Annotated in this window: 15 protein-coding genes; 7 read left to right on the top strand and 8 right to left on the bottom strand. The window is 33.9% G+C overall.

The window, feature by feature from the left end; all coding sequences use genetic code 11:
• The first annotated feature begins 36 nt into the window (after positions 1-36).
• From VW161_RS01890 to thpR, 5 genes are all read left to right on the top strand, one after another.
• A complete protein-coding gene (locus VW161_RS01890) occupies positions 37-546 on the top strand; it encodes a hypothetical protein (protein ID WP_304093431.1) in 510 nt (169 codons plus the stop codon).
• Positions 547-707: 161 nt separating this feature from the next.
• Positions 708-1,604, top strand: a complete 897-nt coding sequence (locus VW161_RS01895) for an ARPP-1 family domain-containing protein (protein WP_325192672.1) — start codon at positions 708-710, stop codon at positions 1,602-1,604.
• Positions 1,605-1,797: 193 nt separating this feature from the next.
• Positions 1,798-3,060 carry a serine/threonine transporter SstT gene (gene sstT, locus VW161_RS01900; protein WP_304087449.1) on the top strand — a complete coding sequence of 421 codons (1,263 nt, stop codon included), beginning with the start codon at positions 1,798-1,800 and terminating at the stop codon, positions 3,058-3,060.
• A 178-nt stretch (positions 3,061-3,238) separates the two neighbouring features.
• A complete protein-coding gene (gene cca / locus VW161_RS01905) occupies positions 3,239-4,732 on the top strand; it encodes a CCA tRNA nucleotidyltransferase (RefSeq protein WP_304087451.1) in 1,494 nt (497 codons plus the stop codon).
• Positions 4,733-4,746: 14 nt separating this feature from the next.
• A complete protein-coding gene (gene thpR, locus VW161_RS01910; protein ID WP_304087453.1) occupies positions 4,747-5,322 on the top strand; it encodes an RNA 2',3'-cyclic phosphodiesterase in 576 nt (191 codons plus the stop codon).
• Positions 5,323-5,370: 48 nt separating this feature from the next.
• Here the strand turns inward: thpR and VW161_RS01915 are convergent, their stop codons facing one another.
• The 5 genes from VW161_RS01915 to VW161_RS01935 form a co-directional block, all read right to left on the bottom strand.
• Complete coding sequence (locus tag VW161_RS01915) at positions 5,371-6,276, bottom strand: hypothetical protein (RefSeq protein WP_304087455.1); 906 nt, start codon at positions 6,274-6,276, stop codon at positions 5,371-5,373.
• Positions 6,277-6,429: 153 nt separating this feature from the next.
• Positions 6,430-6,732, bottom strand: a complete 303-nt coding sequence (locus VW161_RS01920) for a putative quinol monooxygenase (RefSeq protein WP_304087457.1) — start codon at positions 6,730-6,732, stop codon at positions 6,430-6,432.
• Positions 6,733-6,878: 146 nt separating this feature from the next.
• Positions 6,879-7,562 (bottom strand): NADPH-dependent F420 reductase, encoded by a 684-nt coding sequence (gene npdG / locus VW161_RS01925; RefSeq protein WP_012955793.1) that lies wholly within the window; start codon positions 7,560-7,562, stop codon positions 6,879-6,881.
• Positions 7,563-7,968: 406 nt separating this feature from the next.
• The gene (locus VW161_RS01930; protein WP_304087461.1) at positions 7,969-8,904 is read right to left on the bottom strand and encodes a 3-hydroxyacyl-CoA dehydrogenase; all 936 of its coding nucleotides are present in this window, start codon (positions 8,902-8,904) and stop codon (positions 7,969-7,971) included.
• Between the two features lie 220 nt (positions 8,905-9,124).
• Complete coding sequence (locus tag VW161_RS01935; RefSeq protein WP_304093441.1) at positions 9,125-9,577, bottom strand: MarR family winged helix-turn-helix transcriptional regulator; 453 nt, start codon at positions 9,575-9,577, stop codon at positions 9,125-9,127.
• A gap of 223 nt (positions 9,578-9,800) precedes the next feature.
• Between VW161_RS01935 and comD the strand changes: the two genes are divergently transcribed.
• Together comD and comE are read left to right on the top strand one after the other, a co-directional pair.
• Positions 9,801-10,292, top strand: a complete 492-nt coding sequence (gene comD / locus VW161_RS01940) for a sulfopyruvate decarboxylase subunit alpha (protein WP_304093443.1) — start codon at positions 9,801-9,803, stop codon at positions 10,290-10,292.
• A 4-nt stretch (positions 10,293-10,296) separates the two neighbouring features.
• Positions 10,297-10,842 (top strand): sulfopyruvate decarboxylase subunit beta, encoded by a 546-nt coding sequence (gene comE, locus VW161_RS01945; RefSeq protein WP_304093445.1) that lies wholly within the window; start codon positions 10,297-10,299, stop codon positions 10,840-10,842.
• A 246-nt stretch (positions 10,843-11,088) separates the two neighbouring features.
• On the opposite strand, the gene hdrA is transcribed toward comE, so the two are convergent.
• The 3 genes from hdrA to hdrC are packed head-to-tail and all read right to left on the bottom strand — an operon-like array spanning position 11,089 to position 14,989.
• Entirely contained in the window at positions 11,089-13,395 is a 2,307-nt protein-coding gene (gene hdrA, locus VW161_RS01950; protein WP_304087469.1) for a ferredoxin:CoB-CoM heterodisulfide reductase subunit HdrA, read from the bottom strand.
• A complete protein-coding gene (gene hdrB, locus VW161_RS01955; protein ID WP_304087472.1) occupies positions 13,392-14,333 on the bottom strand; it encodes a ferredoxin:CoB-CoM heterodisulfide reductase subunit HdrB in 942 nt (313 codons plus the stop codon). The genes hdrA and hdrB overlap by 4 nt, the downstream gene beginning before the upstream one ends.
• Entirely contained in the window at positions 14,330-14,989 is a 660-nt protein-coding gene (gene hdrC / locus VW161_RS01960; RefSeq protein ID WP_304087474.1) for a ferredoxin:CoB-CoM heterodisulfide reductase subunit HdrC, read from the bottom strand. Before hdrC ends, hdrB begins: the two co-directional genes overlap by 4 nt.
• Positions 14,990-15,046 lie beyond the last annotated feature (57 nt).

The following is a 15,046-nucleotide window of genomic DNA, read 5'->3' on the forward strand; positions in this document are numbered from 1 at the left end:
TAAATCTTTCCATTATTATTTTTTTTAATATTCGAGGTGAGATCTCTGAGTAAAATAACTAACAGAAAGGAAGCCTTAGCCATTAAGGATAAGGTTTTGGAAGTTAAAGAGGAATATCTTAAAGGGGATAAATGCTTTGATGAATTTGCAAAATTGGAAGAGCTTACATTTGAGGATGACTTCTGCCAATATCTAATTTCCAAGTATGCAAAATTATCCAGATTCTACTTGGATGACAGCGAGGAATATGCAAAGGAATATGGTGAGGAAAACCCTTCAATTGTATGCTTTAATGATATTGCTGACTATTTGGATGGAATCGTATCCGGAAACTTTGCAGATGAAGTCAAGAAGGAATGCATCAGGCAAGGGAGCTGTGTAGAAGTGAATGGCATCAATTTCCAGCCGGTTTCCAAAATAGGTTTGGAAGAGTTCAATGGAGAAACCTTGGTTTTCCTATATGATGACAATGATCTTGTTGCAAGGATTCCCTTTTATGATATAACCAGCTATAGGATTAAAGAATTGGAAGAAGATGACTTTTAATCTCAATTCCTTTACTCTTATAATAAAACAGAATCATCAATCTTTTTTCATTTATTTAATTATAAAAACAATCGGGATGATATGTGATGAATATTGTAATTGATGGTATTATGGTATCTTTAGAGCTATTGAATGCTCAAAGGTATAGGAATATGTAGGTAATTCCAGTAAGTTTAAACCGTAATGGTCATAAGGACTATTTGACCTTGAAAAGAGGAATAAGTGCAGGTTTCGTTGAAATAAGTGAATGTGAAGTGTCCACTGTAGGAACTGTTTTACCTAGAAACAAAGCTAATGTGCCATTAGTCTTGATTGATGGAGATGAGATTGTAGGAGCTAAGCAAAAACGTATTATGAACAGGTCCCTCATAGTTCCACCATTAACAACTATGGAGGTCTCTGTAAGCTGTACTGAACAGGGAAGATGGCATTATGATAGAACTGGTTATAGGACTCATTTTGACTATTCTGATATTGCAGCAGACTTTTCTACAAGAAGAAACAAGGCGGAGGATCTATTTGAAAATGATTCTTGCCAATCTACCGTTTGGAACTCCATACATGACCTTGAGAGGAAAACATCTTTTAAATCCAGAACAAGCGCTTTGCATGACAATTTCATAAACCTTAGGTCTAAACTTGATGAGTATTTGAAACATTTCCATGTGGAATATGGCCAACGCGGTGCCATATTCATTATCAATGGAGAAATTAAAGGCTTAGAGTTATTCGCTAACCCTTCAATCTATCATGATTACCATGAAAAGATCTTCAGAAGCTATATCATGGAAGCGATAGTTGACTACAGGTCAAGTTGTGGTTGTGAAAACTTTTATGGATTCCTAAGAGAAATTTCCTGCAGTGAATTCAGACCATCCAGAAGGGAAAGAATTGGAAGGCATCTTCATTTTGCAAATGATTGTGGATTTGGTGCTGCCTTATTTGATGGATGCACTTTGGTTCATTTAAATTATTTCAGTGGTGGCAAATCAAGAACCATTAGAAGAAAGACCGGCAGAAGATACGGAAGCTTTAGGGATTTCGTAGACGATTCCTAAATTAAATTTTTAACTTTCCATCTCTTCTTTTTTCTTTTTTTACCTCATTTTTAATTAAATTTTCTATTTTTCAAAATATTTTTCAATAAGTATTTACATAATAAAATACTATAATTATGTATTAAATTATTAACTAAGTTATGTATTTAAACTTAAATAATTTTAATATCTTATTGATTTTTAGAGGAATTTTATGAATAAATATGTTGAAAAATGGGTTGAATCCAGCCTAATATTAAAAATACTTATTGGATTAATCATTGGGGCAATTTTAGGCCTTGCTGTTCCGCAATATGAAATGATTGGGCTTTTAGGTCAATTGTTTGTAAGCGCTCTTAAAGCTATTGCTCCATTGCTTGTTTTTGTATTGGTTGCTTCTGCTTTAGCTAAAGCTGGAGAAGGTATAAGAAGCAGATTCAAAACTGTAATTGTCTTGTATATATTCTCAACATTCCTATCTGCTATGGTTGCAGTTACCGGCAGTTTCCTATTCCCTGTGTCAATGCATCTTACACAAGCAGGTGAAGTAACTGCTCCTGGAGATTTAGGTGAAGTCATAAGCAATATGCTATTGAATATTTTCACTAACCCCTTGCAGTCACTCTCTCAAGGGGATTATCTTGGAATCTTATTTTGGGCAATTGTATTCGGTATCTGCTTGAAGCAAGTTGGAAGTCCAACTACAAAGAATGTATTTGAAGACTGTGCAAACGCTACAAGCTTGATTGTAAAAGGAATCATTCAGTTTGCTCCTATCGGTATTATGTCACTTGTATTCAGTGCAGTGGCGGAAAGCGGTTTAAGCATTTTCATTCAATACGGACAATTGATCTTACTCCTTGTTGCTTGTATTGCAACAGTTGCATTGATTACAGATCCATTGATTGCAGCATTCGCTTTGAGACGTAATCCTTATCCTCTTGTTATCACTTGCCTTAAGGAAAGTGGTATCACTGCGTTCTTTACAAGAAGTTCAGCAGCGAACATTCCAGTGAATATGAGACTTTGTGAAAGATTAGGGCTTGACAAGGACTTCTATTCAATCAGTATTCCACTTGGAGCTACAATCAACATGGAAGGGGCAGCTATTACAATCACAATCATGACTTTAGCTGTATGTCATACTTTAGGAATTACTGTAGACTTGCCTACAACAATTGTTTTATGTATTATATCCACATTGGCTGCAGCAGGATCTTCTGGTGTTGCTGGAGGTTCCTTATTGCTTATTCCAATGGCTTGTTCATTGTTTGGAATACCTGCAGACATTTCCATGCAAGCTATTGCTGTAGGATTCATCATTGGTGTAATTCAAGACTCTTGTGAAACCGCTCTTAACTCAAGTGGGGATGCATTGTTCTCTGCAACAGCTGAGTATCATGACAGGGCAAAGGCAGGAGAACCTGTTAATTTCCTAGGTGAATTCGCTAAAGATAAGGAAGAGGCAACTGCTTAATCTTCCTTTTTATTTTTTTACTAATTTTTTTAGCTTATTTTTTTCTATTATTTTTTCTTATTTTTGAAATTCTTTTTTTCATGTTCTATAAATTATAAAATTATAAAACTAATAAAGATAATAATATAATTATAAAACAATTTTATCGGATTTTACAATTAACTAAAGGAACTAAACAATGAACTATGAATCAATTTTAAATGAATTAAGACCAACTCCTGAGGAGATTGAAGCAGTTAATGAAACAACTGAAAAGGTAATTGATTTCATTAATGAACTCTGCGAAAAAGAAGATATTGATGCTAAAGCAAATGCTGTAGGTTCTGTTGCTAAAAACACTTGGTTAAGAGGTAAATCTGATATAGACATTTTCATTAGTTTTCCTATAGATACTGATATGGATTATCTTAAGGAAAATGGATTGGATATTGCATACAAAACCAATGATGCATTGAATGGAAATGCATCAGAGCATTATGCTTCCCATCCTTATTTAACATGTGACATAGATGGATTTGAAGTTGATATAGTTCCTTGCTATGCTATTGAAGAAGGCCAATCCATTATTTCTGCTGTTGACAGAACAATTTTACATACAAGATATATCCAAAAGCATTTAAGCAAAGAGCAGGAAGATGAGGTTCTTTTGCTAAAGAAGTTTATGGATGCTGTTGGCACATATGGGTCTGAATTCAAGACAGGTGGTTTTGCAGGTTATTTATGTGAATTGCTTATCTTAAAGTATGGCACTTTTGAAAAAACTTTAAGGGTTGCTCAGAACTGGAAAAAACATACTGAAATTGATTTGGAAGGTTACGGTACCGCAGGAAATGCTATTTTTAAAGATGATCCTCTTGTTTTCATTGACCCAACAGATAAAAACAGAAATGTTGGGGCGGCTTTAAGAATGGAAAGGTATGTTGATTTCATTGTTGCTTCAAGAAACTTTTTAGCCATTGTTGATGATAATGAATTGGATGAAAAGATAAGGGAAGAAAAGATAATTGAATTCTTCAAGCCTCTTGAAAAGGAGCATTTATCAGACAAGTCCAATGAAGAAATAGCTAAAATCATTATGGAATCTTTTAAGGATAGACAAACCAAAACATTGATTTTAAAGTTTAAAATTCCTGAAAACATATCTGCTGATGCCCTTCATCCACAACTACTCAAAACTGTCAGTTCCATATGTGAAAAGATAGAGATGGAAGAATTTTCTGTATTTAAATATGATTATTGGACAGATGAAGAGAGATTCGTTATTTTTACCATAGAGCTCAATGTATTCAAGCAAGGAAAATACTACATACACAAAGGTCCTAAAGTATGGCCTAAGAAAGCTTGTGACAATTTCAAGAAGAAATGGCAGGATGCTTTATATCCTTTAGATGAATTTATGGTTTTAACAAGGGAAAGAGAGTTTAAGACTGCAAAAGAATTTTTAGAAAAGACCCTTGATGATGATCATATCCATATATTCAAGATTGGAAAGAACATAAAAGAAGCTATTTGCGATGATGATTGCCAACCTATGGAAATAGATGAATTCCTAAATGGTTTGGACAATCAATTCAATTATGACACTTCCAATCAAAATAGTGAAGAATTAGCAAGAGATTATTTAAACTCTTTAGATGACTTTTTGAATCCTGGACAGTATATTAAAAGATAATTTAGGGTGTTCATATGAAAACAAGTAAATCTGAAACCATCAGAAGCTTTTTAGCCATTGAACTTGATCAAGAATTGGTGCCTAAGATTCTAGATGTTCAAAAGGAATTTAAGAAGACAAATGCCAATATAAAATATGTTCCATCAAAGAACATGCATTTTACCTTAAAGTTCTTTGGAAACATTGATTTGGATATGGTTGAGGATATAGCTGATGCAGTAAATAAAGTCATAAAAAATTATTCCTCTTTTGATTTGAATATTAAGAAATGTGGCTGTTTCCCAAATAAACATGTAATTAAAGTTCTATGGTTGGGATTGGATGAAGGCTCTCCAATAATTAATCTTCAAAAGGACCTTGATAAGGAATTTAAAAAATTAGGATTCAAGAAGGAAAAGAACTTCATTTCCCATTTGACTATCGGAAGAGTGAAAAGTCCTAAGAATAAAAAAGAGATAAGGCAAACAATTGAAAAATTTGAAGATATTGAAATTGGAAATTTCACTGTTTCTAAAATCTGCTTAAAAAAGAGCACTTTAACCCCTCAAGGACCAATCTATGAGGATATTAAAGTGTTTGAATTGAATTAATTTTTTTAATTATTTTTGCTTTTTTTAATAGGATTCATAAGGAATCCTTTATTTTTCCATTAGGAATTTCAAGTATTTGTATGAAACGAATATTACTAAAATCAATGCTATGGCTGCTTGTATATAGAATAAATAGTTTAAAATACTAAATCCAAAGAATTTATAGGATTCACCAGTAGCTATTGCACTTATTACAAATGGAAATGTAAATGCTGAAAAGCTTGGCATGAATTGCAATTTTTCTAAAACCAATAGTCTGATGGCATGATAAATTGCAAAAATATAAAAAATGCATGCGCCAGAATAGATTAAGCTTAAGAAGTTTCCATTAATGTTCAATGCATTCACGTATCCGACAATAAGGATTGAGAAAAGTGCAGTGTAAATGCAAATGAATGGTTTATTTTTATCCTCTATTGCAGTAAACTTAATGTATCTGTAAGAGACCAAAATGAGTGTTGGCATCATAAGTATGAAACCTATTCCAAAGAAGATAAACCCATATTCTTGCAAGTCATATGCTGGAGCTGTAATTGAAGCCATTGTAATTCCAATGTAAACAATCCACCAGGTAGCGAATACGGTTTCAATATCAAATTTATCAATAACATACTTTTTAGTAAAGATTAGAATTATTGATAAATGGATTATTATTCCTAAAATCCATATTCCAAAAGCAATGCTTTGAGACAATGGCATGAGCAATGGCTTAAGATATGTGCTGAATAGCATTAGAGCCATTGAAAATGTACCGAATGTACTTAGTGTAATCAGTGTATTCAGTTCATTTATGAAAATGTCAAAGTGAAAGACAAGTTTTAACAGAACTAAAAATATGATGATTGATCCGATTATAAAAAATATGCTGCTATAATCGGTAAAAATCTTACCTAATGATAGAATTGCTAAAATTAGACCAGTGATTGCTAAAGGCAGATTTTTTATCATATTCATAATATTAATTTAAAAAAAGAGTTTAATAAAATTTTTCTTAATAATTTTAAGATAATGAAAATATATTTTTTTTAAAAAAGTTTTAGAAAATGTTTTAGGAAAAGTCTTAAAAAAAAGATTTAGATAAGTAATGAACTTATCTATAAATGTTATTTATTCATATAAATTTACTTCTTCAGCGCTAAGCACTTTAATTTCCATATCCTCAGCTAAATCAGCAGATTCCTTTGAGAATAATTTGAAATGAGTTGAATTCAAATGGTCACTTAATGCTTCTACGCTTTCCCACTCTTCAACGAAAGTAAAAGTTCCATCTGTAATTGATCTTAAGCATTTATAACCAATGTTTCCTTCCTCTTTAAGGGTTGCTTCGACCAATGCCTCTGCTAGAGGAATCAATTTCTCTTCTGCTCCTTCTTTTGGTATAAGTTCTGCCATAACTACAATAAAGCTCATAATTAATCTCCTTAAATTCTGTATTAAAAAGTTTGTAAAAAAAGTATTTAAATGTTTTGTTAATGATATTAAGGGTTTAAAAAAAGAAAAAGAGTAATTATCCTATAAAAATAGGGTAATTAATGTTGAGTTTTTATTCAATGGAATTATTCATCTAATTTTGGAATTCCAGTGATTCTGAGTCCACCGTAATGGGATTTGTATTTGATGTTTAATCCGATTAACAATGGGGTAATCTTTTCGATGATTCTGGATTTTTCCAATATTCCAGTATCGATGGTTCTTACACCAGGGATTTTGTTGATGAGTTCTGCTGCAATTTCTTTTGCTTCTTTGTCGTCACCAGCAATTAAACAGTCACAGTCGATGTCTTCTGGAATGTTGGATAAGTGGGAGTTACTGATGTTACAGAATGCACAGATAACTTTTGCACCGGTTCCGTCAAGGATTGATGCAGTTCTTTCTGCTGCGGATCCTTCCATTAAGTCAATGAATCTGAATGGTTTTCCGCCGATTGCAGTTTCTAAAGGTACGGTTGCATCTAAAACAATCTTGTCAGTACAGAATTCCTTGATTCCTTCTACAGTAGGTTTTTGTGCTGCGAGAGGTACAGTGAGGATTAAGATGTCACCTTCTTTTGCTGCATCTTCGTTAGCTAAACCTTTTATGTTTAAGTCATAGTCTGCATATTTTTCTTTAGCTTCTGCAACAACGTCTAATGCTTTTTCCTCTTTACGGGAACCAACAATAACTTCTACACCTTCAATTGCTAATCTGAGAGCAATTCCTAAACCTTGTGGACCAGTTCCACCAATTACACTTACGATCATTTTTTATCTCCTGAATTATTTAATTTTTTTATAAATTTTGTATAAAGTCTTAGGGTAATATATTGTACAATATATCGTTGTTATTATTTATATAATAAAATGTTTATAAATCTTTTTATTTTATTTAATATTTTATCATTTATACTGGTTAATATTTAGTTAAATTTTATTTTATATGAATATTTTTTAATATTTTTTATTTTTATTTTAATTTTGTCAAATTATTAAATTAAAAAAATCAATATTGATATTTAAATTAAGAATTTTAGGACAGTCTAATAATTAGGTTAAGTTCAATTATTATAAAAATATTTTAAAATCATTATAAAAATGTAAAAAAAGAAAAGAAAATAAATGATTTTCATCATTTATTTAAATATTGTTTAAAAATAATAAAATCAGTTATTTAGTATTCGTAGAATCCTTTTCCTGCATTGATACCGGTTTCACCAGCATCTATTTTTTCCTTAAGCTTGAGAGCTATTTTGCCTTGAGTTGTGTTAGGGTCTTGGGACCTAGGGTCCATAATGACAATGTTATATGCAGTTACAAGTCCTACAACGTCTAAGATTTGGAACGGTCCGTTAGGAGCTCCTGTAGCAAGCCTCCATGTCAAGTCGATTGTTTCAGGGTCTGCCACTTCCTCTGCCCATAATGCCTGTCCTGCAGAAAGGAAAGGTACAAGCAGGGAATTGAGCACGTATCCAGGTTGTTCCTTCAATACTTTGATTGGAACCATGTTGATGTCTTCTGCAAATTGAACGATTGCATCGAAGTATTGTGGATCGGTTCCAGGGTGTGGCATTACTTCAGCAGTGTTTTGAGCCCAGATATTGTTTGCAAAGTGGAAAGCGAGATACTTTTCAGGGCGTCCTGTGTGTTCTGCAAACTGGCTTGGAAGCAATGTGGATGAATTGGTTACAACAATTGTCTTTTCAGGCAAGTATTTTGCCAATTCCTCATAGAATGTAATCTTTTGATTAGGGTCTTCTGCAATTGCTTCAATTACAAGGTCTGCATCTTCTGCTGCCTCTTCATAGCTTGTTGTAAGTGTCAAGCTGTCGAATGCCTTTTGAGCTTGCTCTTTCAATGCATCGATTTCTTCATCACTTAGGTCTGGAGTTTTGCTGAATCCTCTGCAGTAAGCGGATTTGTCAGTTTTCATTTGTTCCATTGTTGCCAAATAGATGTTCAGCAATCTTTCAAACTTAGGTTTGGCCCTTTCGATTGAGCCTTCGCTTCTAAGCCATACGGTTACATCAAAACCGCAGAAAGCGGATTGATAAGCGATTTGACTACCGAGTACTCCTCCACCAGCCACTACAACTTTTTTAATTTCCATTTTTATCACCATGTAAATTTATAAACTATATGGAATAAAAAATTAAAAAAACAAATATAGTTTACTTGTATACTATTTTAAAAATTAAAGTATTTAAAATTTTATAAATGATTCTGGATGATTTAAAAAAGGATATTTTCATATGTTTTTTGCATTGATTTTAAAAAAAGGGAGATATTATTAAGATCATCATTAATCTAAGCTCTCCAAAATAGCAAATTTATTCCCATTCATTCAATTCAGCGGATTTGAATGCTAAATCAATGAATGTTTTAAAAAAATCATCATCCAGCTTATCCAGTCCCATTTTCTTTTCCCATTCATTGTTTATTTCCTCTAGGATTGGAATCAGATTCTTGCCTTTTTCGGATAATCGCAGGATGTTGTGTCTTTTGTCTGTTGATGATTGCTCCCTAATGATGATTCCGTTTGATTCTAATTTCTTGATTGCCTTGGTAATGGCTCCTTTTGTAATGTAAAGGCTATCAGACAAGTCCTTTTGATTCAAATTTTCTTCATTGTACACTCTAAGCATACATAATACCTGAATCAAATTCAAGTCATATTGTGCCAAGGCATTGTTCAGATAGGTCTTATGATTTTTATGAAAAATAAAAAGCAGGTCTCCCAAACGATTGTAATCATAAAATTCGGATTTGATTTTCTTTGTCATCACTTTCATTTTTATTGATACGATTATTTAAAAATAACTGAAATGGCCAGATTTCCATTTTTCAAATGAATATAAGTCGTGTTTTTTTTAAATTTAAAAAGATTTATATAATAAAAGTTAAACATAAGTGTAATCAAAAATAAATTAGGAAAATATAATAAAAATTAAAATTATTTGTAACGCAAATATTTAAGAAAAAATATTAAAATAATGATGTGATATTATGGACAGTAGCAAAGCCGTTTATGATGGGCTTAAATGTGTTGGAATCGATTTTATCGTAAGCGTTCCATGTGTAAATCTATCAAAGATATTGGATATGATTGATGAAGATGATGAAATCATACATGTTCCTGTTACACGAGAGGAAGAGGGAATAGGATTATGTGCTGGAGCGTATCTTGGAGGAAAGAAAGTGGCAATATTGATGCAGAATTCAGGACTTGGAAACTCAATAAATGCATTGAAATCACTTACTCAATTGTATGAAATGCCTTTGCTTATGATAATGAGCCATAGGGGAACTGAAGGGGAAGGCATTTGCGGACAGGTTCCTATGGGAGAGTCCACTCCAAGGATTTTAGAGGCAATGGACTTTAAATATTTCAAGCCGGAAAAACCGGAGGAAGCCTATGAAAATATAAAAGAGGCATGGGATTTGTCTCTTCAAGAAGGAAAGCCAGTGAGTGTTTTATTGGAGATTAAATATTGGTGATAATATGGCAAGAAGAGAAGCTATTGAAGATATAATGAAATGCATTGATGATGAGCTTATCATCTGTAATATAGGATTTCCATCAAGGGAATTGTATGATATTGAAGATAGGGAAGAAAACTTTTATATGATTGGATCAATGGGTCTTGCATCATCAATCGGCCTTGGTTTGGCGCTGGCACAACCTGAAAGGGATATAGTTGTAATTGATGGAGACGGTTCACTCTTAATGAATATGGGTTCTCTTGTTACAGTATTTGCAAATAATCCTTCTAACTTTACTTGGATTGTAATAGACAATGGAGCATATGGTTCAACTGGAAATCAGGACACTTATGCTCAAAAGGTCGATTTGGTTGATATTGCTAAAGGGGTTGGATTTAAAAACAGTTATCACTTTGAGGACATCAATTTGAAGGAATTAATTAAAAGTGATGATGCTGGTTTTGTAGTCTATGAAACTGAAGCAGGCAATTCTAAAGCTCCAATAATCGATTTGGACCCAGTTACAATTAGAGATAGATTTATGGCATTATTTAATGAAAATTAGAAAAAATAATTATTGCAGAAAAATTAAGTAATTAGACAAATTAAATAATTTGAAAAATTAATTATTGCAGAAAAATTAAATTATTAGACAAATTAGATAATTTGAAATATGAATAATTGAAAAAATAAGATAAATAAGAAAAAAGAGATTTTTGCACTCCTTTTTCTTTAAAAAAATAATTAAAAGCACAGTTTCAAATAAAAAAATAATATTGGGATTATTTAATCTTTTATAATCAAAAGATTCTTATTTCCCTTCATCCAACTGTGCAATTTTTTTATCAAAATCTATGAATTTACGAGCAAGTCCTGAAAAGTATGGGATATACACTTTTGAAAACATCAATCTTTCAGGATCTTCATCCATTTCAAGGATTCTATCTTTCACTCTTTGGATTTTTCGCTCAACCTCATCATACATCAGGTCTCCAGGGAATTCACCAATGAAGACTCCATCAGCACCATGGTCCAGTGCATATCTGATATGTCTTGGACGAACTCTATTTACTGAAATAACCTTAATGATGTGTATTGATTCGGGATAAGACAGTCTATTTACTCCAATATTGTCTGCAGCAGTGTATCCAATGTTATCCAAGAATACCAAAATCATGCGTTGGCCTTCTTGCTTTTTAGACAATACTCCTTTGATTGTGGATGTGATTTTCTCATCAATGTTACCGTTTACTGTAATTGCCCTTTGATTACATCCGGTAAGACATTTACCACATCCTGTACAGCTCATTGGATCTATATAGATTTCATCCTGCTGTATGCTCATTGATTTGTATTTGCATCTTGAGATGCATTCTCCACAAAGTATGCAGCTTTCGTTATCTATTTCTGCAATGAATGGCTCGATTTCAACCTTTCCATAGTTGTATTCAGCAACTTTTGCAGCTGCTGCTGTTGCCTGCATGATTGAATCGGTGATGTCTTTTGGATCGTGTGCTGTTCCACATACGAATATTCCCTGAACATCAGTAGCCACAGGCTTGATTTTTGGATGTGATTCCTTGATGAAACCGTCTTCTGTTGTTCCTATATTTAAGATTTCAGCGATTTCACGAGTGCCGTCGGATGGCTCCATTGCTGTTGAAAGAACAACCATGTCTGCTTCAATTTCAATGAATTCTCCTTTCAAGGTATCCTCTGTTCTTACTATGAAGTTATCTCCTTTCTTGACTACTTCTCCAGGTCGACCTCTCAGGAAGCGAACTTGATTTTCCTGAGTGTGCTTGTAGTACTTTTCAAACATTCCAGGGGTTCTGACATCAGTATAACATATTAATACATCAGTGTCAGGGTATTTATGCTTGATGATGTTTGCATTCTTAAGGGCTACTGTACAGCAAATCTTTGAGCAGTATTTGTGTCCATCAGGCTTTTCATCCCTTGAACCAACACATTGGATCATCACTACACGTTTAGGAACTTCTCCATTGGCTTTTAGTAGCTTGCCCTTTGTAGGCCCGTTCACTCCAGTGATACGTCCTAATTCAGACTGGGTTATAACATCATCATAACGGTCGTACCCATATTCCGGTCTTTTTGACATGTCAAAGAGCTTATGACCTGTTGCAACGATGATTGAACCCACTTGGAGAAGGCTTCTTTCACTTTTTCCCCTAAGCTTTATTGCCTTCATATTGCATGCCTTGACACATTTTCCACATTTTTCACAGTTGTCCATATCAATTACATAGGCTTCTGGGTAGGATTGTCCGAATGGCCTGTAAATTGCCTTTCTCATGGAGAGGTTATCGTTCCAGTCATTTGGAACTTCAACTTCACAGGCTTCACTGCATTTGCCGCATGCAATGCATTTTTCAATGTCAACGTATCTTGGACATTGTTCAATGATTAAATTATAGGTTCCTGCTCTTCTTTCAGCTTCAATCACTCTTGCATTGGTCATTATTTCAATATTGTCATGCCATACAAGCTCATTCAATATTGGGTTTAAAAGGCACATGCCGCATTCTTCTGCAATCTTGACTGGTGAGAAGACCTTACCGATCTTTGCCATATGGCCTCCGATTGAGGGGGACTGCTCTATTATTGTTACCTTGATTCCTTGCTTTGCAAGGGATAATGCTGCATTCATTCCAGCTATTCCCCCACCGATTATTGCAACTTCATTTGGGGTTTGGCAGTAAATAGGGTCAACAGCTTCTGATTGCTTCAGCTTTTCGATTGATGCGTTGATGAGAGTGAGGGCCTTTTGGGTTGCTTTTTCCTTATCTGAGTGTACCCAAGAGCACTGTTCACGGATGTTTGCCATGTCCATTAAGTAAGGGTTTAGAGGTTTCACATAATCCTGAAATGTTTTTTCATGGCTTATTGGAGAGCATGCTGCAATCACAACACGGTCAAGGTCATGCTCAAATATTGCATCTCTAATCAGTTTTCGTCCATTGAGAGAACATAAGTTCTCAAACTGGCCAATGAATTCAACATCAAGCTCGCTTCGAACCTTATCCAAATCTACAATATCCGCTATATTTCCTCCGCATTCACATAAGAATACGCCAACTTTCAATTCTTCCATCATTTAGAAACCTCCTTCAACTCTGTAATAATTGAATCAATTGGAACTGTATGGGCTTTTGCTCCTATTACCTTATCGAAATCCCCTCCCATTGCAAGTGCAATGAACTGGGCTATATTCAAATGAATCGCCTTGAACTTTCTGCCTTCACGCTTGGATATCAAGTCCTGATATCTGTCAAATTGAATATGGCAATTTGGACATAAATGGACTAGAATGTCCACATCCTCATCTTCAATTGCATTCATCTTATCTGCAGTGGCTGTAAATGACAATTCTGGATTGGAATATCTTTGTCTAAATCCTGTACCACAGGTTGCACGCTTGTGGTCATACCATCCGATTGTTTTGCATCCGCACTCTTCTATTATTTCATCCATGATGTTAGGATCCCTTACACCGCCGATTGTATCCTCATAGTGGACCTTGCAGTAATGGCATCCATGATGGGTTGCTATTGTATAATCACTTAAATCATATTTGATATGGTTTTTCATCTCATCTTTCTTGCCATATAAAATGTCTATAACATGGAAGATGTTTTCTGTTGGCTTCAAATCATCCTTTTCATATTTTAAGTGAGATAAGCCGTTTTCATCAAATAATCTGTTTATATGTTCTCTCAAATCATCCTTTTTATTGAGCAATTTAACTGATTTCTTATTTATTGCATAGCATGTTGCACACATCATCACAAGGTTTGGGCAATCAAGTTCCTTGGCTATCTTGAAATTCCGCGCTCCAATTGCTGTTGTGTCGATTTGGTCAAAGACATCTGAATAATATCCAAGACCAGTGCAGCAGGTTTGCTTTTCGGATATCTTATAGTCTATGCCTAATTTATCAAATACAAACTTTGTTGAAGCTTCAACGCCAGGATATTCAACGCTAACAAGACAGCTTCTAAAGAGCAGAATGTTTTTATCTGGAATGGATTTCATTCTTCTTCCTCCTGCATGATTCTGGATACTTGAATGTTCTTTTCATGAATGAATGATATTTCTTCCTCTTGGCTTTCCCTTATCTTTTCAATCTTATCCTTAAAACCGGTTATTGTCAAAATCATGCTTACTTCATCAATAACCTCTTTTGGAGGAATCAATGGAGGATCAAGCTCCAGTTCATTTCTGATTTCATCCAAGTGCTGTCTAAAATCCCACCATCCTGGAACATCACGATCTATGTCTTCAAAGAATATTTCTGGAATTGCTCCGATTGCTGCTGTAAAATAGGAATCTGCAAATCCCATATATTCGTAAAGCTTGTCATAAGCCATTTCATTCTTTATTGCAAATTGCTTTAATATTTGATTTACTTCACATACGCTGTTTCCAACAGGGCATACGCTATGGCATGTATAGCAGTAGAAACAGTTCCATATCCAATCCTCTTCCAGGATTGTCAAGTCTCCTTCCAAGACTCTTTCCATAATGTCTCGAGGATTATATTCGCTATGGCGTGCTGCAGGACAGGTTGAAGTGCACATTCCACATTGCACACATTTCAAAACCCCATCTTCCTTTGAATTTTTTACATCATCAATGACTTGTTCTGCAAAGTCTATGGGTGAATCAGTAATCTTTTGATGATTGGACAAATTTACACCTACTATAAATAACTATTATTTTCTATCATTTTCTTTATTTTTGATAGT

Source organism: Methanobrevibacter ruminantium, assembly GCF_016294135.1.
Classification (GTDB): Archaea; Methanobacteriota; Methanobacteria; order Methanobacteriales; family Methanobacteriaceae; genus Methanobrevibacter; species Methanobrevibacter ruminantium_A.

Excerpts from the sequence above, each read along its gene's own strand:
- comE (WP_304093445.1), top strand. The coding sequence starts at position 10,297 with ATGGCAAGAAGAGAAGCTATTGAAGATATAATGAAATGCATTGATGAT.
- hdrB (WP_304087472.1), bottom strand. The coding sequence starts at position 14,333 with ATGAAATCCATTCCAGATAAAAACATTCTGCTCTTTAGAAGCTGTCTT.
- hdrA (WP_304087469.1), bottom strand. The coding sequence starts at position 13,395 with ATGATGGAAGAATTGAAAGTTGGCGTATTCTTATGTGAATGCGGAGGA.
- VW161_RS01930 (WP_304087461.1), bottom strand. The coding sequence starts at position 8,904 with ATGGAAATTAAAAAAGTTGTAGTGGCTGGTGGAGGAGTACTCGGTAGT.
- VW161_RS01935 (WP_304093441.1), bottom strand. The coding sequence starts at position 9,577 with ATGACAAAGAAAATCAAATCCGAATTTTATGATTACAATCGTTTGGGA.
- sstT (WP_304087449.1), top strand. The coding sequence starts at position 1,798 with ATGAATAAATATGTTGAAAAATGGGTTGAATCCAGCCTAATATTAAAA.
- thpR (WP_304087453.1), top strand. The coding sequence starts at position 4,747 with ATGAAAACAAGTAAATCTGAAACCATCAGAAGCTTTTTAGCCATTGAA.
- comD (WP_304093443.1), top strand. The coding sequence starts at position 9,801 with ATGGACAGTAGCAAAGCCGTTTATGATGGGCTTAAATGTGTTGGAATC.
- npdG (WP_012955793.1), bottom strand. The coding sequence starts at position 7,562 with ATGATCGTAAGTGTAATTGGTGGAACTGGTCCACAAGGTTTAGGAATT.
- cca (WP_304087451.1), top strand. The coding sequence starts at position 3,239 with ATGAACTATGAATCAATTTTAAATGAATTAAGACCAACTCCTGAGGAG.
- VW161_RS01920 (WP_304087457.1), bottom strand. The coding sequence starts at position 6,732 with ATGAGCTTTATTGTAGTTATGGCAGAACTTATACCAAAAGAAGGAGCA.
- VW161_RS01915 (WP_304087455.1), bottom strand. The coding sequence starts at position 6,276 with ATGAATATGATAAAAAATCTGCCTTTAGCAATCACTGGTCTAATTTTA.